At 67.2% G+C, this 20,165-nt stretch carries 18 protein-coding genes; 12 read left to right on the top strand and 6 right to left on the bottom strand.

What is annotated here, in order from left to right:
* Positions 1-271 precede the first annotated feature (271 nt).
* The 8 genes from IEY07_RS13320 (at position 272) to dprA (ending at position 8,575) form a co-directional block, all read left to right on the top strand.
* The gene (locus IEY07_RS13320; protein ID WP_229670072.1) at positions 272-1,192 is read left to right on the top strand and encodes a carbohydrate ABC transporter permease; all 921 of its coding nucleotides are present in this window, start codon (positions 272-274) and stop codon (positions 1,190-1,192) included.
* Positions 1,193-1,195: 3 nt separating this feature from the next.
* Positions 1,196-2,074 carry a carbohydrate ABC transporter permease gene (locus IEY07_RS13315; RefSeq protein WP_188895871.1) on the top strand — a complete coding sequence of 293 codons (879 nt, stop codon included), beginning with the start codon at positions 1,196-1,198 and terminating at the stop codon, positions 2,072-2,074.
* A complete protein-coding gene (locus tag IEY07_RS13310; RefSeq protein WP_229670071.1) occupies positions 2,071-3,444 on the top strand; it encodes an ABC transporter substrate-binding protein in 1,374 nt (457 codons plus the stop codon). Before IEY07_RS13315 ends, IEY07_RS13310 begins: the two co-directional genes overlap by 4 nt.
* A gap of 97 nt (positions 3,445-3,541) precedes the next feature.
* Positions 3,542-4,210, top strand: a complete 669-nt coding sequence (locus IEY07_RS13305) for a ThuA domain-containing protein (protein WP_188895870.1) — start codon at positions 3,542-3,544, stop codon at positions 4,208-4,210.
* A gap of 2 nt (positions 4,211-4,212) precedes the next feature.
* Entirely contained in the window at positions 4,213-5,229 is a 1,017-nt protein-coding gene (locus IEY07_RS13300) for a Gfo/Idh/MocA family protein (protein ID WP_188895869.1), read from the top strand.
* A 129-nt stretch (positions 5,230-5,358) separates the two neighbouring features.
* Positions 5,359-5,739: a YraN family protein gene (locus tag IEY07_RS13295; RefSeq protein WP_188895868.1), complete on the top strand. Its 381-nt coding sequence runs from the start codon at positions 5,359-5,361 to the stop codon at positions 5,737-5,739.
* A complete protein-coding gene (locus tag IEY07_RS13290) occupies positions 5,736-7,292 on the top strand; it encodes a YifB family Mg chelatase-like AAA ATPase (RefSeq protein WP_188895867.1) in 1,557 nt (518 codons plus the stop codon). The genes IEY07_RS13295 and IEY07_RS13290 overlap by 4 nt, the downstream gene beginning before the upstream one ends.
* On the top strand, positions 7,289-8,575 hold the full coding sequence (dprA, locus tag IEY07_RS13285) for a DNA-processing protein DprA (protein WP_229670070.1): 1,287 nt from the start codon (positions 7,289-7,291) through the stop codon (positions 8,573-8,575). Before IEY07_RS13290 ends, dprA begins: the two co-directional genes overlap by 4 nt.
* Before the next feature lie 16 nt (positions 8,576-8,591).
* Here dprA and IEY07_RS13280 read toward each other — a convergent pair whose 3' ends face one another.
* The 3 genes from IEY07_RS13280 to IEY07_RS13270 all read right to left on the bottom strand — a co-directional run bounded on the left by IEY07_RS13280 (position 8,592) and on the right by IEY07_RS13270 (position 12,379).
* Positions 8,592-9,227: a bifunctional 4-hydroxy-2-oxoglutarate aldolase/2-dehydro-3-deoxy-phosphogluconate aldolase gene (locus tag IEY07_RS13280; protein ID WP_188895866.1), complete on the bottom strand. Its 636-nt coding sequence runs from the start codon at positions 9,225-9,227 to the stop codon at positions 8,592-8,594.
* A gap of 65 nt (positions 9,228-9,292) precedes the next feature.
* Positions 9,293-10,273, bottom strand: a complete 981-nt coding sequence (locus IEY07_RS13275) for a sugar kinase (RefSeq protein WP_229670069.1) — start codon at positions 10,271-10,273, stop codon at positions 9,293-9,295.
* Positions 10,274-10,336: 63 nt separating this feature from the next.
* The gene (locus IEY07_RS13270; RefSeq protein ID WP_188895865.1) at positions 10,337-12,379 is read right to left on the bottom strand and encodes a penicillin-binding transpeptidase domain-containing protein; all 2,043 of its coding nucleotides are present in this window, start codon (positions 12,377-12,379) and stop codon (positions 10,337-10,339) included.
* 190 nt (positions 12,380-12,569) lie between these two features.
* Here IEY07_RS13270 and IEY07_RS13265 point away from each other — a divergent pair, with 190 nt between their 5' ends.
* The gene (locus IEY07_RS13265; protein ID WP_229670068.1) at positions 12,570-13,817 is read left to right on the top strand and encodes a VOC family protein; all 1,248 of its coding nucleotides are present in this window, start codon (positions 12,570-12,572) and stop codon (positions 13,815-13,817) included.
* Positions 13,818-13,842: 25 nt separating this feature from the next.
* On the opposite strand, the gene IEY07_RS13260 is transcribed toward IEY07_RS13265, so the two are convergent.
* The 3 genes from IEY07_RS13260 to IEY07_RS13250 form a co-directional block, all read right to left on the bottom strand.
* Positions 13,843-14,157, bottom strand: a complete 315-nt coding sequence (locus IEY07_RS13260; protein ID WP_188895864.1) for a GNAT family N-acetyltransferase — start codon at positions 14,155-14,157, stop codon at positions 13,843-13,845.
* Positions 14,154-14,780, bottom strand: coding sequence for a GNAT family N-acetyltransferase (locus IEY07_RS13255; RefSeq protein WP_229670067.1), 627 nt, complete (start codon positions 14,778-14,780; stop codon positions 14,154-14,156). The genes IEY07_RS13260 and IEY07_RS13255 overlap by 4 nt, the downstream gene beginning before the upstream one ends.
* A 69-nt stretch (positions 14,781-14,849) precedes the next feature.
* A complete protein-coding gene (locus IEY07_RS13250; protein WP_188895863.1) occupies positions 14,850-15,617 on the bottom strand; it encodes a methyltransferase domain-containing protein in 768 nt (255 codons plus the stop codon).
* Positions 15,618-15,867: 250 nt separating this feature from the next.
* On the opposite strand from IEY07_RS13250, the gene mtrA reads away from it, so the two are divergent.
* The 3 genes from mtrA to IEY07_RS13235 are packed head-to-tail and all read left to right on the top strand — an operon-like array spanning position 15,868 to position 20,100.
* A complete protein-coding gene (gene mtrA / locus IEY07_RS13245; protein WP_268239223.1) occupies positions 15,868-16,542 on the top strand; it encodes an MtrAB system response regulator MtrA in 675 nt (224 codons plus the stop codon).
* 58 nt (positions 16,543-16,600) lie between these two features.
* Positions 16,601-18,325, top strand: coding sequence for an MtrAB system histidine kinase MtrB (gene mtrB, locus IEY07_RS13240; protein WP_229670066.1), 1,725 nt, complete (start codon positions 16,601-16,603; stop codon positions 18,323-18,325).
* Entirely contained in the window at positions 18,322-20,100 is a 1,779-nt protein-coding gene (locus tag IEY07_RS13235; RefSeq protein WP_188895862.1) for an LpqB family beta-propeller domain-containing protein, read from the top strand. The genes mtrB and IEY07_RS13235 overlap by 4 nt, the downstream gene beginning before the upstream one ends.
* Positions 20,101-20,165: the final 65 nt, after the last annotated feature.

The following is a 20,165-nucleotide window of genomic DNA, read 5'->3' as shown; positions in this document are numbered from 1 at the left end:
GCATGCCGGGACAAACCGCGGCCCGTTGACCCGCCGGCGGCGAGTTGGGCTTGACATTGCCGCTCGCCAGGGGCAACGTCGGTGACCAATCGCGGAATTGACGTCTCGCTGTACCGCCTTCTTTTCATCGTCGGGCGGCGTATGGCTGATCTTTTCGGCCTGCGCGCGGAAAGCCATGAGTGCTCCGGCAGGAGTATCGAGCCGTCGAGCAGGGCGCCTGCATTCCGCGTTGTCGATTGCCGGACCAATGGTGGTATCGGAAGGAGAGACGATGGCACACGACGCCACCGGGCGCTTCGGATTGACGCCCAGGGATTGGCGAAACCTCCGGCGGGGATTGCTGTTCATCAGCCCGTGGATCGTGGGCGTTCTGGCGTTCACATTGTTTCCCCTGGTGTATTCGATCATCATCAGCCTCACCCGCTATACGGGATTCTCCAAGCCGAAGTGGTACGGCGTACACAATTACACCCGCATGTTCACCGACCCGATCGTGGGCACCTCGGCCCTCAACACGATGTGGTACGCGGTTTTCGCCGTCCCGATCGGGATTCTCATCGCCCTTGCTCTGGCACTGGCGATGAATCGGCGGGTCCGCGAGGTGTCGGTGTATCGGACGATCCTCTACATGCCGTCGCTGATCCCGCAGTTCGCGTTCTCGTTCATCTTCATCGTCTTGCTGAATCCTGGTTACGGCGTCATCAACAAGTTCCTCGGCCTCTTCGGGGTGCCGGCGCAGGACTTCCTCTCCAGTGGGGCGGGCATCAAGGGTGTCATCATCGGGATGGCCCAATTCGCGGCCGGCAATGCTGCGTTGATCTTCCTGGCCGGGCTCAACAACGTGCCCGAGACGCTGTACGACGCGGCCAAGATCGACGGCGCTGGCGCGGTGGCCCGGTTCTTCCGGATCACCATGCCGCTGCTGACGCCGGTGCTGTTGTTCAACGCGATCAACGCCGTCAATCAGGCCCTGCAGATCTTCACTCCGGGCTACATCGTGCCGAGCACCCCCGGCGGTCCGAACAACGGATCGCTGTTCTACATGCTGAATCTCTACGAGAACGCCTTCTCCTATGCCCAGCTGGGATATGCCTCGGCCCTGGCCGTCGTCTTGTTCGTGGTGGGCATCGCGATGGCGTACCTGATCTTCCGATTGTCCCGTCGCTGGGTCCACTACGGTGTGGAGGTGTGACCCATGGCAACCGCTGACGAATTCGTCGAGACCCCGCTGGCCAAGCGATCGTCGGGCACAGGGCGCAACCATGGCTGGGGAGCCCGAATATTCCTGATCATTGCCTGTCTGTTCTTCCTCGTCCCCGTCTATTGGATGTTGGTGACGTCGCTGAAGACGCCGGCCGAACTGGCCCAGAACACGGTCTCCTGGCTACCGCACACATTCGATTGGAGCAACTTCTCCCAGGCCGTCAGAGCATTTCCGTTCGGCCGGTTCTTCGTGAATTCGGTCGCGATCACCGTTCTGGTCACCCTGGGCACGATGGTGTCGAATCTCATCATCGCCTACGGATTCTCCTGCATCGAGTGGCCGGGCCGCGATGTGATGTTCTATATCGTCATTGCGACCATGTTCCTGCCGTCGGCGATCACGATCATTCCGCTGTTCGACCTGTTCGGCTGGCTGCATTGGATCAACTCCTGGCTGCCGCTGGTGGTGCCGGCCTTCTTCGGCAGCGGATTCTCCACCTTCCTGCTCCGGCAATTCCTGCTGCAACTGCCCAAGGACATCCTGGACTCGGCACGGGCCGATGGTGCGAATGAATGGCGCGTGCTGTGGACCATCGTGGCGCCGATGTCGAAGCCGGCGCTGGCGACCGTCGGCATCTTCGCCGCGCTGGCCGCCTGGAACGACTTCCTCGGACCGTTGATCTACTTGCAGGACCAGCGGCTGCAGACGCTCGCGATCGGCCTGCAATACCTGCGCCAGACCCAACCCGGCCTGATCACCGTCAATCTTCTGATGGCCGCCTCGGTGATGACGATCGTGCCGGTGATCATCCTCTTCTTCGGCTTCCAGCGATTCTTCGTCCGGGGCATCACGATGGGAAGTCTGCGATGACGGGCCTGATGGGGTTGCGCCGGATGCCGCGACGGTTGCGGTTCGGCTGTGCCGTGCTGGTATGCCTGAGCCTGGTCGTCAGTGCGCTGACCGGCTGTGCCACCCGAAGCTCGGATCCGAAGGTGATCACCTACTGGACGACGATCACCGATCCGATCACCATGAAGGCCTGGGACCAGATCATCGCCGGCTTCGAGAAGGCCAACCCCGGCTACCGGGTGAATCTGCTGCCCAAACCCACGATCGGCACCGGTGACGCGACCGACCTGATCACCGCAGTCCGCGGTCACACCGGGCCCGACGTCTACCTGGTCGACCGGTTCACCACCGCGCAGTACGCGGCGACCGGGATCCTGACCGACCTGCAGCCGTATGTGAACAAGTCGCCGGGGATGTCCTCGAACTACCTGAAATTCGCCTGGGACGAGGGTGCGTACCGGGGTGATTCGTACGGGATCCCGAACGACAGCGACAGCCGTGCGCTCTTCTACAACAAGACATTGCTGCGCAAGGCCGGCATCAACCCGGACATCCTCAGCCCGACCCACGGGCCTCCGACCGTGTCGGAACTGATGAAGCTGAATGCCAAGCTGAACAGGACCAAGAACGGTGCGTACACCCAGATCGGGCTGATCCCGTGGCTGACCCAGGGCTTCTGGTCGACGTGGACGCTGGAGAACGGGGCGACGTTCTTCGACAACAAGACCTGCTCCCTCGACCTGCTGTCGAAGCCGATCGTCGACGCGTTCACGGAGGAAGCCGCCTGGGCCAAGGAGCTGAACTACAGCAAGGTCGCCGCCTTCATCGCGACCTACCAGCCGCCGGGTGCGCCGCCGAACCAGAGCATCTTCCTGGACAGCAACGAGGCGATGTCCATCGACGGCAACTTCAGCATCGCCTCGCTCCAGCAGTACAAACCCGATCTCGACTACGGCGTCACCTATCTGCCGGTGCTGAAGAAGGGCGATCCGCCCTTCACTTGGTCCGGCGGCTTCGCCTACGTCATCCCCAAGTACGCAGCGAACCCGGACGGCGGCTGGAAGTTCATCCAGTACGCCTCGGGGCCGCAGGGCCAGAAGATCTATGCGACCGTCACCAAGCACCTGCCGACGTACAAATCCCTGCTGGACGACCCGGCGGTGACCAAGGACCAGAAATTCTTCGCCGATGCCCTGAAGTACTCCACCAGCCGTCCGCCGCTGCCGGTCAACGCCCAGATGCAGAATGCGATGAGCAATGCCGAGACCGCAGTCCTCAGCGGTGCTGCGACGCCCCGGCAGGCATTGCAATCGGTGGAGAAGCAGACCGAGCCGAACCTCGAGCAGTACTGCCCGTTCACCATCCCGAAACCGCCGACGGCCGATCGATGAGACGTTGCGGGGCCGCCATTGCCCCGGCCGGCGCCGCGGAGTTACGTGGAACACCCAAGCACTGATGTGACCAATTGATGTGACAAGGAGACAGTTCGTGTCGAATGAAACGATTCGGGTCCGGGTCTGGTCGGAGCACACCGCGCCGCGGGCGGTGTTCCCGGACGACATCAACGGTGCGGTCGCTGCCGCGCTGCTGCAGGATCCCCGACTGGAGGTCAGCACGGCGGAGCTGGTCGACCCCGATGACGGCCTGTCGGCGGCCGACCTGGAACAGACCGACGTGCTGGTGTGGTGGGGGCATCTGCTGCACCGCCGGGTCAGCGATGCCGCTGTCGAGCGGATCGTGGCCCGGGTCCGCGAAGCAGGCATGGGCTTCGTCGCGCTGCACTCGGCACACATGTCCAAGCCCTACACCGCGCTGATCGAGGACGACGGGCACCTCGGCGGTGTGGACATCAACGGCGGCAAGGAGACCATCACGGTCAAGGCTCCTGATCATCCGGTCGCCAGAGGCATCAGCGACTTCGTGATCGGGATCGAGGAGAGCTATGACGAGGACGCCGGGCTGGGCAAGCCCGACACCGTCGTCTTCCATTCCGCCTTCGACAACGGGCACGAATTCCGCTCCGGTGTCGCCTACAGCATCGGTGCCGGCCGGGCGTTCTACTTCCGGCCCGGCCACGAGGAGTACCGGACCCTGTACCAGCCCGAGGTCGCCCAGATCATCCGCAACGCCGTGTACTGGACCGCGGGAGGCAATTGATCATGGCTCAGGGGAGCGGGACGGTAGGCATCGGTCTGATCGGTGCCGGCGGTATCACTCGCGGCCATGTCCGCGGCTACAACGCGATCGGTGACCAGGTGAAGGTGGTCGCGATCGCCGACGTCGTGGAGGAGAACGCGCGGACGCGCGCCGAGGAGGTCGGTGGCGCCGACGTGCTGACGAACTACGGCGAACTGGTGAAACGCGATGACGTGGATGCTGTCGACATCTGCCTACCGCACCACCTCCATGCCGACGCGATCATCACTGCGGCCAACGCGGGGAAGTATGTGCTGTGCGAGAAGCCGCTCTGCCTGACGGTCGCCGAGGCCGACGCCGTCCGCCAAGCGGTGGAGCACAACGGCGTGACCCTGATGTGCGCGCACAACCAGCTCTTCATGCCGGCCGTCGCCAGGACCCGCGAATTGCTCGACGCAGGGACGTTCGGCGAGATCTACGAGCTGCGGACGACCGACAGCTTCCTCAGCAGGGCAACGGGTTCCGGCGGCATGACCTGGCGCTCGCGGGTGGCCACCGCCGGCGGTGGCGAGCTGATCGACACCGGCTATCACCCCACCTATCTGCTGCTGCACCTGGCTGGCAGTAGCCCGACACAGGTCGCCGCCATGGTGAGCAAACACCGCCTGACGTTCATGGAAGGCGAGGACTCCGCGCAGGTGTTGGTGCGATTCGACAACGGCGCGGTCGGTACGATCGTGACCGGCTGGGCGTACACGCCGGCACCCGGCACCGAGCGGTTCTCGATCGTGGCCGAGAAGGGCAGTCTGTCCAGCGACGGCACGACGATCGACTACCAGTTGAACGACGAGGATCCGGTCAGGATCGACCTGCCCGACGTGGACAACATGGCCGCCGAGATCGCGGACTTCGTGGCCTGCGTGCGTGACGGAAAGCGGCCGGTCAACACCGAGGACGAGGGCATCCAGGTGCTGAAGGTGATTCTCGGCGCCTACCAGTCGGCCAGGACCGGAACGATCGTCGACCTGGCGTCGCTGTAGCGCCAGCCGGTGGCGTTCGATCTGCTGCTTTTCCACAGACGGACAGCATTTCGAAGCTGCGTCCACAGATTCAGCGCGGGCTGAAACACCCGCCTGCCTCAGGCCCATTGTTGAGGGTGAGGAGGCAGAATGCAGACCACGGACGTACGCCAGGTGCTCGGTCGTCGGGGCGAGGACCTCGCGGCGGAATACCTCACCGGCTTGGGATATCGGATCGTCGACCGCAACTGGCGCTGTCGGGCGGGCGAGATCGATCTGATCGCCCGGATCGAGCAGCGGGGCCGGAGCAAGATCGTTTTCTGCGAGGTGAAGACGCGCTCCGGCCTCGGCTACGGCAGTCCGCTGGAGGCGATCACGCACGCCAAGGCGCGCCGGTTGCGCCAGTTGGCCGGCCAGTGGCTGGCAGAGACGGGTGAGCACGGCGACGACATTCGGATCGACGGCATCGGCGTCTTGATCAAACCGGGGACGCGGCCCCAGATCGATCATGTGCAGGGGATCGACGGATGACGCTGGCAGTCGCCCATTCTGTGGCCCTGGTCGGTCTCGAGGGTCGGATCGTGGAGATCGAGGTGCATCTGGGAGCCGGGGTGCCGCGCACGGTGCTGGTCGGCCTGCCCGACACGGCGCTGTACGAGTCGCGGGATCGTTGCCGGGCGGCGATCGGCAGCTGTGGACTGACCTGGCCGAGCAAGCTGGTGACCATCAACCTCTCTCCGGCCAGCCTGCCGAAGGCCGGCTCTCACTACGATCTGGGAATTGTCGCTGCGACGCTGGCCGCGGATGAGATCTTCCCGACGCAGGAACTCCGCGACACGGTCTTCATGGGCGAGTTGGGACTCGACGGCAGGATCCATCCGGTTCGCGGCCTCCTGCCTGCGCTGCTGACGGCGAGCCAGGAGCGCTACCGGCGGGCGATCGTGCCGAAGGCACAGGCCGGCGAGGCGTCCCTGGTCGAGGATCTGGAGATCTTCGGAATCGCCTCCCTGGCCCAGCTGATCGCGTTCTTCAAGGACGAGCCGATCCCTGATGATCCACCCGGTGACGGTCCTGACCACGACCGTCGGCCGGTGGTGGACCGGCGCAAGCTCGATCTTTCCGAGGTGGCCGGGCAACTGGAGGCGAAGTGGGCACTCGAAGTCGCCGCCGCCGGTCGCCACCATCTCCTGTTCACCGGGCCGCCAGGGGTCGGCAAGACGATGCTGGCGGAGCGGCTGCCGGGTCTGTTGCCCGATCTCAGTCTGGCCGAGGCACTCGAGGTTTCGGCGATTCATTCGCTGGCCGGTTTCACCCTGGAGGACGGATTGATCACCAGGCCGCCGTATTCCGCGCCGCATCACTCGGCTTCGGTTCCGAGCATGGTCGGTGGCGGCAGCCGGGTGGCTCGTCCCGGTGCAATCTCCCGGGCGCACCGCGGCGTGCTGTTCCTCGATGAGGCACCCGAATTCGGTTCCAGAGTGCTGGAGTCGCTGCGGACTCCGCTGGAATCGGGGCAGGTGACGATCGGCCGGAGCGAGAGTGAGGCCCGTTATCCAGCGCGCTTCCAGTTGGTGCTGGCGGCCAATCCCTGTCCGTGCGGCAATGCCGGCACGGTCGGGGCGCTGTGCGAGTGCACCCCGATGGCAGTACGCCGCTACGGGGAGAAGCTCAGTGGTCCGATCCGGGATCGGATCGACCTGGTCCAGCCGATGCTGCCGATGCGCAAGAGCTACCTGGCCGACGCCCTCGCCCGAGCCGAGCCCACTGCCGTCGTCGCCGCCCGGGTGGCCGAGGCCCAGGCCCGGCAGCGGTATCGGCTGGCCGGCACCGGGTGGCAGTCCAACAGCGAGGTGTCCGGTTCCTACTTGAGACGTCGGCTGCCATTGCCGGACAGCGTCGAGATGCTGGACCGGGCCGTTGCCTCGGGTTCGGTCAGCCCACGCGGTGTGGACAAGACGCTGCGGATCGCGTGGACCATCGCCGACCTCTCCGGATTGCCGCGCCCTGGCCAGGACGAGTTGTCGATCGCGCTGGCCATGCGCCAGGGCGAGCAGGGGACACGAATCGGGGTGAAGGCAGGATGATCACCGGATCGAGCGATGATCTTGCCCAGGTGCTGCCGCTGGAGCTGCCTCGGACCGAGCCGCGTCCGATCGCTCGAGCGGCGGATATGGCAACCGATCCCGGCCTTGATTCCGGCGTGAACCCGGGCATCGCTCGCAGGATGGACACGGAAACGGATCGAAGCCCCGAACGGCGAGCCCGGATGGCGTTGAGTTGTATCGCTGAACCGGGTGATCCCGCTCTCGCGGTCGAGGTCGGCCGGATCGGCGCGGTGGAGATGCTGCGGTCCGTCCTGGCCGGCGACCACGGCCCGGCGCTGGCCGAACGGGCCGACCGCCTCGACCTGTCCGATTACCAGGCGGCGATCTCAGCAGGCCGGTTCCGGTTCGTGATTCCCGGTGATTCCGAGTGGCCGGAACGCCTGTCCGACCTGTCCGCCGGCGAGTCGATCCAACGACGCGGCGGCGCGCCCTACGGACTCTGGGTCCGCGGGCCAGGGGATCTGGCGGCGCTTGCGCGGCGGTCGGTGGCGATCGTCGGCGCCCGCGCCTCGTCGCAGTACGGAGACATGGTCGCCAGGGATCTCGGCTGTGAGCTGGCCGGGTCGGGCTGGACGGTGGTCTCGGGCGGGGCGTTCGGTATCGACGCCGCCGCGCACCGGGGTGCTTTGTCCGCGCCGGGCCCGACGATCGCGGTATTGGCGTGCGGCGTCGATACCGCTTACCCGGCCGGGAATCACGCACTGTTCCAGGCGATCGCAACTGATCATCTACTGATCTCCGAACTGCCGCCGGGCGCACACCCGACCCGGGTCCGCTTCCTGGCACGCAATCGCGTGATCGCCGCCCTCGCGGTCGGCACGATCGTCGTCGAGGCTGCCATCCGGTCCGGCGCAAGGAATACGGCCAACTGGGCTGGGCTGTGCAACCGGCAGCTGATGGCCGTTCCGGGCTCGATCCATTCAGCGTTGTCGGTGACCCCGCACCTGCTGATCCGCGAGGGACAGGCAGCCATGATCACCAACTCGGCCCAGGCGCGGGAGACGCTGGCTGCGATGGGCGAGGAGCTGGCCCCGGTGCCGAGCGGCCCGACACGGGTGACCGACGGTCTGGACGAGACCAGGCTCGCGGTGTTCGAGGCGGTGCCGCGGCGACGCTATAAGACGGCGGGCGAGATCGCTCTGGCCGCAGATGTCACGATGCCGCGTTGTCTGGCCGAGTTGGGTGCGCTGGCCGATGCAGGTCTTGTACAGTCCGGCCCGAACGGCTGGCGGCTGCACGACCGGCTGGCCGGCAGCCGATGAGCAGCCCGATAAGCAATCAGGCCCGGGCTGAGCGGAGCGAGTCGAGCAGGGTCGCCACCTGGATTGCGGGATCGGCGCCTCGGGTCAGACCGGAGCCGAGGCCGACGGCCACCGCACCCGCACGGATCCACTCGGCGGCGTCCTGGGCGGCGATGCCGCCGGTCGGGACACAACGCAATTGGGGCAGCGCCGCCAGCACGTCGGACAGCGTCGTCGGCGCCCACTGGGAGGCCGGGAACACCTTGACGAAATCCGCACCCAGGGTCTGGGCGTGCAGCATCTCGGTCGGCGTCGCCGTACCGATCACCGTCGCCACCGCATACCGGCGGCCGACCTCGATGACGCCCTCGACGATCGTCGGCGTCACCAGCAGCCGGGCACCGGCCAGGACCGCAAGCCGGGCACTCGCGGCGTCCAGGACGGTGCCCGCGCCGAGCACGGCACCATCGGGCACGGCGGTGGCGAGTTCACTGATCGCCTCCAGCCCGCCCGGCGTGGTCAGCGCAACCTCGACCGCCCTGACGCCGGCATCCCACAGCTGACGGGCGAGCTCCACGGCGTGCGTGGCTGAGTCGGTGCGGACGATCCCGATCACGCCGCTGTCGGCGATCAGGCGGCTGACCTCGGCGGCATCGGGCTGGTTCGACGTCATGATCATCTTTGGCTTCCGGTGATCGATGGGATGGGCGATGGGCGATGTGGTGGGGAATGATCTGGTCAGCGGATGATGTCCGAGCCACCGGCCAGCACCTGGTCGAGCAGCTGACGGGTCGGCAGTCCTGCGCAGTCGCCGCGGACCGCGACGACCATCGAGGCGACCACGGCACCCGTCCGGAGACGGGTCTGCGAGTCCTCCCGGGTCGGCGCGTCGGCCCCATCGAGCCAGGCCGAGATCCAGCCGGCGTTGAAGGCGTCACCGGCGCCGACCGGATCGACCAGCGGCACCGTCCGGATGCCTGCGTGGACGACTTCGCCGGAGCCGGGCAGGTACTCGGACGATCCTTCGCCGCCGTCCTTGACGATCACGCTGGTGACGCCGAGGTCGGTGTACCACCGGCCCGGATCGACACCGGGAGCGATCAGCTCGGCCTCGTCCCGCCCGGTGAATACGATGTCGGCGTAGGTCGCCAGCTGCTTGACGATCACCTGCCAGCGGGCCGGGTCGGCGAGCCGCAGCCGGATGTTGGGATCGAACGAGACGGCCGCGCCGGCCTCCTTGGCGACCGCCATGGCCTGTTCGGTGGCGGCGAGCGCGGATTCGGAGAGCGCAGCCGTGATACCGGTGACGTGCAGCAGGCGGGTGTCCTCGAGCAGTCCGGTGGGGAGGTTGTCAGGGGCAAGCGCCGTCGCGGCACTGCCGGATCTGCGGTATTCGACGGTGATCGGGCGACCCCGGGGGCTGTCGCGGATCAACAGCCCGGTCGGCCGTTGCGGATCATCGCTCAGGCCGCTGACGTCGATCCCTTCGGCCCGCAGCGTCTGCCGGATCCGTTCGCCGAAGCTGTCGGCCCCGACCCGCCCGAAGTAGGCGACCCGGTGTCCCAGCCGGGCCAGCCCGGTGGCCAGATTGCTCTCCGCACCGGCCAGGGCGTAGTCGAAGCGCTGCGCGATCGGCAGTGGCAGGTCGTCGGTGGCCAGCAGCAGCACCATCGGCTCGCCGAAGGTCACGACGTCGTACCTGTGGCTCTCGTCTGTCACCCCGCCATCTTCCCAGGTCGGGTCTGCCCCGGGGCGAACAGGCCCGCTCGGCCGGTCCCGCGATCAACCCTGGAGCAGGAACTTCTTCAACAGCGGGCCGGCCGTCCCGGCCCCGGTGTCCCCGTCGTTGACGAAGACCGCGACAGCAAGATCACCACGGGCGCCGACCATCCATGCATGGGTCTTCGGCGGCGTGTCGGTGCCGTACTCGGCGGTGCCCGTCTTGGCGATCACGGTCGGCGGCTGCAGTGATTGCAGTCCCGAACCGGTGCCCTCGGTCACCACGCTGTGCATCAGCGACCGGAGCTGCGCGGCCTCCGACGACGTCAGCGGAGCTCCCTTGGACTTCACCGTCGGACCGCCCTCGACCAGGCTCGGTATTACCGTGTGACCGGCCTGCACAGACGCCGCGACTGTCGCCATCGACAGCGGAGAGCCGAGCACCTTGCCCTGCCCGATCATCTCGGCGGCCCGCTCGGTCTGCGAGGCGGGCTTGGGGATCGACCCGAAGTAGGCCGGGAAACCGACGTCGTAGTCGGTGCCGAAGCCCAGCGACGCACCGGCCGCGTTGAGATCGTCGGAGTCCACCTTCTCCCGCTGCCCGATGAAGGCGGTGTTGCAGGAGTTGGCGAACGCCGTACGGAAGCTGATGTCACCGACCGCGGAGCTCGGATAATCCAGGTCGTTCTTGAATTTCCTACCGTCGACGGTTGTCGTGGCAGGACAGGCCATGGTGTCGTCGGGCTTGACGCCCTTGCGGATCAGGGCCAGCGAATCGATGATCTTGAAGGTGGAGCCTGGCGGATACTGGCCGTAGGTCGCCAGATCCTGGCCGTCGGCCTGGTCGTTAACGGCGGCGGCGACCACCTGGCCGGTCGACGGCTTGATGGCCACCAGCGCGCTGGCGGGGCCGGAGGCGGACAGGATGTCCTCGGCCGTGGATTGCAGCTGCGGGTCGAGGCTGATCTTGAGATCCTTGCCGGCAACCGCCTTCTGGTGGAACAGCACCTTGGTGGGTGCCGCTGACGGGCTCGCACTCGACCCGGCGCTGGGAGACGGCGAGGCAGAGGCGCTCGGCGCCGAGGATGAACTCGAGGATGAACTCGCCGTCGACGCCGGCTCGATGCTGACCGAGATGTCCGGCGTGCCGCTGAGCTGCTTGTCGTAGCGCAACTCCAGCCCGCTCAGGCCGACTTGGTCGCCCGCCGCGATCGTGCCCTTGGACTTGTCGATGATCTCCTTGGTCGCCTCGCCGACCGTGCCGAGGATCGGGGCGGCGAAGTCCTTGCTCGGGCCGAGCATCTGGTGGCCTTCCAACATCGCCGCGCCCTTGATCTTGGCGATCTTGGACTTGGCGGGGATCTGCGGATCGTCCTTGCGGAAGACGATCGCCGGCACGAATGCCTTGGCCCCGGAGGCCTTGACCAGACTCACGTAGTTCTTGCTGTTGATGTCGAGCAGGTCGGCCAGTTCGGCGGCCGACTTCGTCGCCTGGGTCGCCGAGACCCGCGTCTTGTCGATCCCGACGCGCTCGACGATGCGCAGGGTGACCAGCGGCTTTCCGTCGTCGCCGAGGATGTCGCCGCGGTCGGCCTGGGTGTGGGTCAGCTCCAAGCCGGATCGGTCGGTCAGGTCGGGCTCGACCAGCGAGGACGCCCAGACCGGCTCCCAGGTCTTGCCGCTCTTGGCGAATTTCGCCGTGACGTCGTAGGTCCACGGCTTCACCGCTCCGGGTAACTGCCAGCTCATCGCGATCGTGCTGCTGGACTGGTCGCCCTTGACCGTCGGGTCGCCGCTGACCTTGGCCGTCAGCTTGGCCGAGCCCAGAGGCTCGATCAGGCTCTTGAAGTGGTCGGCCGCACCGATCGCGCCGCCGGAGAAGGCGATCGTCGACAGGTCCTTGGCCGACAGTGCCGCCGCGAGCTTGGTGGCGGCGTCAGCGGCACCCGTGGTGTCGGCCCTGCCGGGCAGATTGATCTTGCCATCCTTGCCGGTGCAGCCGGCGACGACCAGCGGGATCAGCACCGGTACCAGCACCCTCGCCAGCAGGCGGGAACGGCGGCGGATTCGGTGGGACGGCGACATCGGGCTCTGTTCGCGGGTCACGAAGTGACATACATACCAGCGATCACGGGCCGGACCGGACTCCAGGTGGCATCTCGATGCGGGATCGTTGCACCACTCGGTCCGGACGCGGCGTGGTGCCGCCCGAGCCGCGACACCAGAGTTCAACTCGGAAGCGGATCGACCGCAATGGCTTCTAGCGTCGAGCGAGAAATCGATCAGGGAGGTTGTGATGGACCGAGCAAGCGCAGCCGATGCGACGTTCGCGGCGGCGGGCGGCGCCGGCTGGCGGGTGATCGGGGACCACGCCGCCGCCTGGTTCGAGACCGGCTCGTACGCGACCGGGGCCGCGCTGATCGCCCGGATCGCGGCGTCGATCCCGGCGGCAGAGTTGCCGGAATTCGATCTCCGGCCGCGGGGTCTGCGGGTGCGCGTCAGGCCGGACCCGGACCGGGCCACCACGATCTCGGCAACCGCGGCAGCGCTCGGGCTCCGGACCGATCCGGCGGCCCTGGCTGAGCTGGGCCTGGTCATCCAGACCGGCGACGCTGAGGATTCCGGCGGCCGTCAGGGAGTCCGGACGTTCTGGCGGCAGGTGCTCGCTTACCGGCAGTCGGTGGGCGGAGGACTGGCCGATCCGCTGCACCGCGATCCGCCGGTACGGTTCACCCGACTGGACGTGCCGCGACCGCTGCGGAACCGACTGCACCTGGACGTCGGCCGGCCGGCCGCTGCGGTCGATGCGATCCGCACCGCGGTCGGTCAGCAGCCGCACGGACCCTTCCAGGTGGCGCTCGACGATCCGGACGGCAACGAGGTCGATCTCTGTCCCGGCGGCCCGTTGTCGACCGAGCCCGGGACCGACGACTGGCAGGCGATGTTCAGTGCACTGGCGTTCTATCCGGCAGCGACAGGTGCGGCGGTCCAGCTGCTGACCGAGGTCGCAGGGATCGCCGACGCGGCTGGCCTGCCGCTATCGGTGGATCTGCGTCCCGATGGCGTCCTGATCGACAGCGGCAAGGACCAGTGGGAGACCGCCACCGGAGCGGATCCGGCCTTCGTCGCGCTCGCGATGCGCATCCAGCAGGCCGCCGCGGAACTCGGTCTGGCTAGCGATCCGGCGCCGTACCGCTTCATCCAGATCGGGATCGACGTGGCCGACATCCCGGCGGCCCGCGAGTTCTGGCGCTCGGTGCTCGGCTACCGGAATGATCCCCGGCCGTGGGTGACCGACATCTACGATCCGCGCCGGCTCAATCCGGTGATCTTCTTCCAGGATCTGGACACCTCAGACGCGGACCGCGTCCTGCAGCGCAACCGCCTGCACCTCGAGGTGTCGATCCCCGCCGAGCAGCTCGACACGCTGCTCGCCACCGGCCTGGCCGCAGGCGGCCGCCGTCTCGATCCCGGTGCCGTGGACGTGCCCCGGCGTGGGCTCGCCGATCCCGAGGGCAACGAGCTGTGGCTGCTCGGATACTGACCTGACAGGTGGTTGACAGGTGCCTCTAGGACGACGGTTCGGCCAGCAGGTCGGCGTACTGGCTGTGCTCGACCAGGAAGTGTTGGGTGTAGCTGCAGACCGGGACCAGCGACAGGCTACGTGCCCGGACGTCGTCGAGGGCGTAGGTCGTCAGCTTGCCGGCCAGTCCGCGACCCTGGTAGGCCGGATCGGTCTCGGTATGCAGGAACACCACCGTGCCGGGCCGTTCGTCGTAGTCGATCAGGCCGACCACGACGCCGTCCAGAGTTGCCGTGTAGCGCCTGCCCGCTGTATCCCGGGCCAGTGCCGGCTCGCCGTCGCCGATGATCTGATCGCTCATGATCGACTTCCTTCCGTCACTCGGCTGATCAAACGCGCGCGGATCTCGGGCCATTCCCCGACCAGCATGGAGAACTGCACGGTGTCGCGCCAGCTGCCGTCCCGGCGGATCTTGTGGTGCCGCAACACACCCTCGCGCTGTGCGCCGAGCCGGGCGATCGCCTCCTGCGACCTGGTGTTGCGGATGTCGGTGTGCCAGACCACCCGCTCGGCGCCGAGCCGGTCGAACGCGCGACTGAGCATGACCAACTTGGACGTGCTGTTCAGCCAGGTCCGCCACCACGGATGGGCGATCCAGGTGTGGCCGATGGCCAGGGCGCGGAGGGCGGGATTGATCTCGTAGAAGGACGTCGTGCCGGCGAATTCGCCGGTTGCGGCGACGATCTGGGCGTACGGCACTTGGTCCTCGGTGGCGTTCAGCCTGTCGATGGTCGCGAGCGCGTCGTCGATCGACTTCGGTGGGTAGTACCCGAGGTGCTCGAAGACTTGTTCCCCGTGATCACCGGCTGCCGTCAGGAAGGCTGCCGCGTGGTGGCGGGTCAGCGGCTCCAACCGGAGCCGGGCATCGGGGCCGATCAGGCCGGCGTCGGACAGGACCGGGGCGGAGAACCAGTTTTCGGCCACCCGGAAATCCTCCCATGCCGGGGCAACGTGATTCTGTCCCGTTAAGGCCCGTCCTGTTCTGTACGGCGATCAGGGGCGCCGGCCGACCGCGAAGATCCGGCGGAAGCCGAGCACGGTGCCGAAATCCTGGCGCGGGTAGGCCGCCCGCACCCGTTCCTTGTACTCGCGGACGAAGATCTCCCGCTCCGCATCCGGAAGCGCTTGCAGGTACGGCCGCGCCCCGGTGCCGGCCACCCAGTCGTAGACCGGGTCGTCGCCCGGCAGCACGTGCAGATAGGTGGTCTCCCAGGCGTCGGTCTCCAGCCCCAGCTGCGAGAGCTGGGTCAGGTACTCGGCCGCCGGCGGCATGATCCGGCGGTTGATCGCGCCGGTCCACTGGGCGAACCGCGGATCCTGCCCGAGCTCGTGCAACAGCACGTGGCTGGGGGAGGTCTGGTTGCCCGGCACCTGGAAGGCCAACCAGCCGCCGGGGGCCAGCGCCTCGACCAGTCGCGGCAGCACCTCGCGATGGTCGTCGACCCACTGCAGCATGGCGTTGCTGATGATCACGTCGACGGGTTCATCGGGGGCGAAGTCGTGGACGTCCTGGTGGACGAACCGCAGTCGAGGGCCTTCGTACCGGCGGGCGGCGTCGATCATCGGCTCCGACGAGTCGAACCCGGTCACCTGCGCCGACGGCCAGCGCTCGACCAGGGTGGCTGTCAGCTGGCCCGGCCCACAGCCGAGATCGACCACGGTGCGAGGCTGCTCGGCGCCGATCCGGGCGGTCAGGTCGAAGAACGGCCGGGACCGCTCATCGGAGTAGCGCAGGTAATGTCCGGGGTCCCACTGGGGCATGGTCGACTCTCCTCCAAGTATCTTGATATCAAGATATATCACCGTCACGCGACATCGGCGTGGACCCCTTCGGCGCGTGACAGCCGCCGTTTTGCGCAAGGACGACCTACTATGAATCACGCTCGCCGCCGACCGGGCGGCGGCGAAGCAGCGTCTGCAGAGGAGTATTGGCGTGCAGGACTTCGACGGATCGTCCGCGTCGGCGGTTGCCGAGCCAGGACGTACGACCGATGCCCGCGGCCGGACCCGGATCCTGGTCGTGGACGACGATGCGGCGCTGGCGGAGATGTTGTCGATCGTGCTGCGCAACGAGGGCTTCGACCCGGTCTGGTGTGCCAACGGCGACAAGGCGTTGGCAACCTTCCACGAGGCCCGCCCCGATCTGGTGCTGCTGGACCTGATGCTGCCCGGCCGCGACGGCGTCGATGTCTGCCGCGATCTGCGCGCCGAATCCGGCGTACCGATCATCATGTTGACCGCCAAATCGGACACCATCGACGTCGTCAACGGGCTCGAGGCGGGCGCCGACGACTACGTCGCCAAGCCGTTCAAGGCCAAGGAACTGGTCGCGCGGATCCGGACCCGGTTGCGCCGCACGCCGGAGGACGCCGACGTCGAGTCGCTGCGGATCGGCGACCTGGTGATCAGCGTCGACGGGCACAGCGTCAAGCGCAACGGCCAGCCGATCCAGCTGACGCCGCTGGAATTCGATCTGTTGCTCGCGCTCGCGCGCCGGCCGTGGCAGGTCTTCAGCCGCGAGGTGCTGCTGGAGCAGGTCTGGGGCTACCGGCACGCCGCGGACACCCGACTGGTCAACGTCCATGTGCAACGGCTGCGTTCGAAGATCGAGAAGGATCCGGAGCACCCCGAGATTGTCATCACCGTGCGTGGTATCGGCTACAAGGCCGGCGAGACGACGTCCTGATCTCGGACGCGCACAGAACTGCTGTGACTGATGGCCCATTGTGACTGACGGCCCCGATGTGACTGATCATCTGGAACTGCTGATCGACCCGCTGCAACCCCGACACCGGTGGTGGCGGCTTCCGGTCGACGCTTGGCAGCGGTCGTTGCCGCTGCGGGTCGTCTCGACGACCTTCGTCGCGTCGGTGATCGTGATGGTGCTGGGCGGGATCCTGCTCATGCAGCAGGCGGCGATCGGCGTCCTCAACGCCAAGGACCAGGCGGCCAACGGGCAGGCGAATTTCGCGGTCCGGACCGCGCAGGCCCAACTCGACGCGCTCAACATCGACAGCGATACCAACATCAACGACACGCTGGCCGGCATCCTCACCGACATCTCGGACAAGAGCGGCAGCACCGGCGGTTACTACGTGATCGTGGAGTCGCAGCTGGGCACCCAGAAGTCCAGCAATGACATTTCCGAGACGAGCGTCCCGCAGAATCTGCGCCAGTGGGTGCAGGCTCGGCCCAACGACACCAGGCTGTGGAAGGCACCGACCGAGGTGCGCACGCTGAGTGGGCAGAACGTGCCCGGCGAGGCGTTCGGCACCACCCTCCAGGTGCCCGGCACCGAGGGCTATCAGGTGTACGTGATCTTCCCGATGGAGCAGGAGGCGGAGACCCTCCGGTCGCTGCAGCAGGCGGTGGTGATCACCGGAGCGGTGCTGATCTTCCTGCTGACCTTCATCGCCGGGCTGGTCGCCCGCCAGGTCGTGTCTCCGATCCGGGCCGCCCGCCGCGCCGCCGAACGGCTGGCCTCGGGCAACCTCGAGGATCGGATGACCGTACGCGGCAAAGATGATCTTGCCCGGCTGGCCCTGTCGATGAACTACATGGCGTCGGAGCTGCAGAAGCAGATCACCCAGCTGGAGGAGTTGTCCCGGGTCCAGCAGCGCTTCGTCACCGATGTCTCGCACGAATTGCGGACGCCGCTGACGACGGTCCGGATGGCTGCCGAGATGTTGTACGAGGCCCGCGAGGACTTCGACCCGGTCGCTGCCCGCTCGGCGGAGCTGCTGCAGGTCGAACTCGATCGCTTCGAGTCGCTGTTGACCGACCTGCTGGAGATCTCCCGGTTCGACGCCGGCGCGGCCGTACTGGCGCCCGCCCAGACCGACATCAACGACCTGGTCGACCGGGTGCTGGGAGGTACGGCATCACTGGCGGCCTCGTCCAACACCGAGATCCGGGTGCATTCACCCGGCGAGATCACCGCGGAGATCGACAGCCGCCGGATCGAGCGCGTGCTGCGCAATCTGGTGGTCAACGCGATCGAGCACGGTGAGTCGCGGCCGATCGACATCCTGCTGGCCAGTGACGAGGATGCGGTCGCGATCGCCGTCCGTGATCATGGCGTCGGGTTCGAGGCGGCCCAGGCAAAGCAGGTGTTCCACCGGTTCTGGCGCGCCGACCCGTCGCGGGAGCGCCGGATCGGCGGTACCGGACTCGGCCTGTCGATCTCGATGGAGGACACCCGGCTGCACGGCGGCTGGCTGAACGCCTGGGGCCGGCCGGGCCGTGGCGCACAATTCCGGGTCACGCTGCCGCGACGAGCCGGTGCGATCCTGCAGCAGTCACCGCTGCCGCTGGTACCGCGGGATCTGATCTCGCCGCTGCCGCTGCCTCCCGCTGACGAACAGCCCGGCCTGCCGCCCGCTCCCCCCGAACAGGGTTCCCAACTGCACGACCATGATCATGATCTTGCCGGCAGCGCGATCGGCAATGAAGCCGAGGATCTCCGATGACCGCGCGGCTGATCGGTCGCCGGCCCGGCCGAGTGGTGCTGCTGGTCGGGTCCCTGATCACCGCCCTGCTGCTCGCCGGCTGCGTCTCGGTGCCCACCAGCGGCAGCGTCGAACAGGCCGATTCGGGCACCCGGCAAGGAAATTCCCGACCCGAGGTGGTGCCCAAGCCCCCGGTCCAGAACGCCTCTCCGCGGGTGATCATCGACGGCTTCCTGCTGGCGATGAGCCGCTATCAGCCGGGCTACCAGATCGCCAAGCAGTTCCTGACCACCAGCGCCCGTGCGCACTGGCGTCCCGAAGACAAGATCACGATCTACAACAACCCGAAGTACGACAGCACCCAGACCAATGTCGTGCTCTCCATGAGCAAGGTCGGCCAGGTCGGTGCCGACGGCAGTTTCAACGCCACCTCCGGTCCGCTGACCCAGGACTTCGCGATGCAGAAGGACGCCAAGGGCCAGTGGCGGATCAGCAACCCGCCGGACGGGCTGCTGATCAGCGACACCAGCTTCAGCGCGACCTACACCTCGTACAACCTGTATTTCTTCGACCCGCAGTTCCGCACCCTGGTACCTGACCCGATCTACCTGCCGATCGACGGCCAGACCGCGAGCGCATTGCTGCAGGCGTTGCTCCGCGGCCCGACCGACGCCCTACGGCCGGCAGTGGCGACAGCCTTCCCGCGGACGTCGTTGAACAGCGTCCCGGTGGTCGACGGCATCGCTCAGATCTCGCTCGGCAGACAGGCCGCCTCGCTCAAGGACGAGCAGTTGTCCCAGATGTCGGCGCAGATCGCCTGGACGCTCGGCCAGATCGACGACTCGACTCCCAAGGGCTTCCGGCTGACCGCCAACGGCAGCATGCTGCAAGTGCCGGGCCAGATCGGCAAGGGCGACAGCGCCTACGTCCCGATCGGCTATGGCGCCCAGTTCGGCCCGATCCCGGAACGCACCAGCGACGACCTGCTCGCGGTCCAGGACAAAGCCGTGGTCACGGTGCGGGCTGACGGTTCCCAGACCACGCCACTGGCCGGGGCACTCGGCCGGAAGGGCCCCAGCATCGACTCCCTGGCCGTCGCCGGCGATGCCAAGACGGTCGCCGTGGTCACTGACAACCAACACCTGCTGCGCAGCCAGTCGGCCGGCGCGAACAGCACCCGGACGCTGCTCTACAACCAGCAGTCGCTGCTGCGCCCCGACTACACCCGCTTCAACGAGCTCTGGGCGGTCAGCGGCTCGCCGGAACACCAGGTGGTACGGGTCTTCCGCGGCAACAGCACCAAGCCGACCATCGTGCCCGCGCCCTGGCTCGCCAAGGAGCGGCTGGTGAATTTCCAGATCTCGCCGGACGGCACCCGGATGGCGGTGATCGCCCAGGTCGGTGACCACGATGTGCTGGCGATCGCGCCGATCATCCGGGGTGACACCGTCCGGCTGGGTGACCTGCACGTCATCGACCTCGCCGACAGCGACTCCACCCAGGTCCAGCAACTGGCTGATCTGGGCTGGATCTCCGCGACCCGGTTGCTGATCCTCGGCGCCGCCTCCGAAGGCGCAAGCTTCGAGCCGTACGGGGTGGAGATCGACGGCTCCCAGTTCGAGCGGGTCGGCACCTCCGACAACTGGGGTGCGACGTCGCTGGCCACCTCGGTCGACCGCAGCGGCGCCTACCACGCCGTCGTGTCCGGCAGGAATGCGAAGTCGTGGCTCTACCGCAGCGGCGACCAGTGGAGCCTGTTGCCGGGCAGTCTGTCCAGCGCCGCCTATCCCGGCTAGCCCGTTGGCGGCGGCGTGCGAGCCTGCCGAGACCGGCCAGCACGCTGACCCGAACTTGTCCACAG

The sequence above is a fragment of the Microlunatus endophyticus genome (assembly GCF_014646195.1).
Classification (GTDB): Bacteria; Actinomycetota; Actinomycetes; order Propionibacteriales; family Propionibacteriaceae; genus Microlunatus; species Microlunatus endophyticus.
Note: the sequence above shows the minus strand (reverse complement) of the source record. Positions and strands in the feature narration are given on the sequence as shown.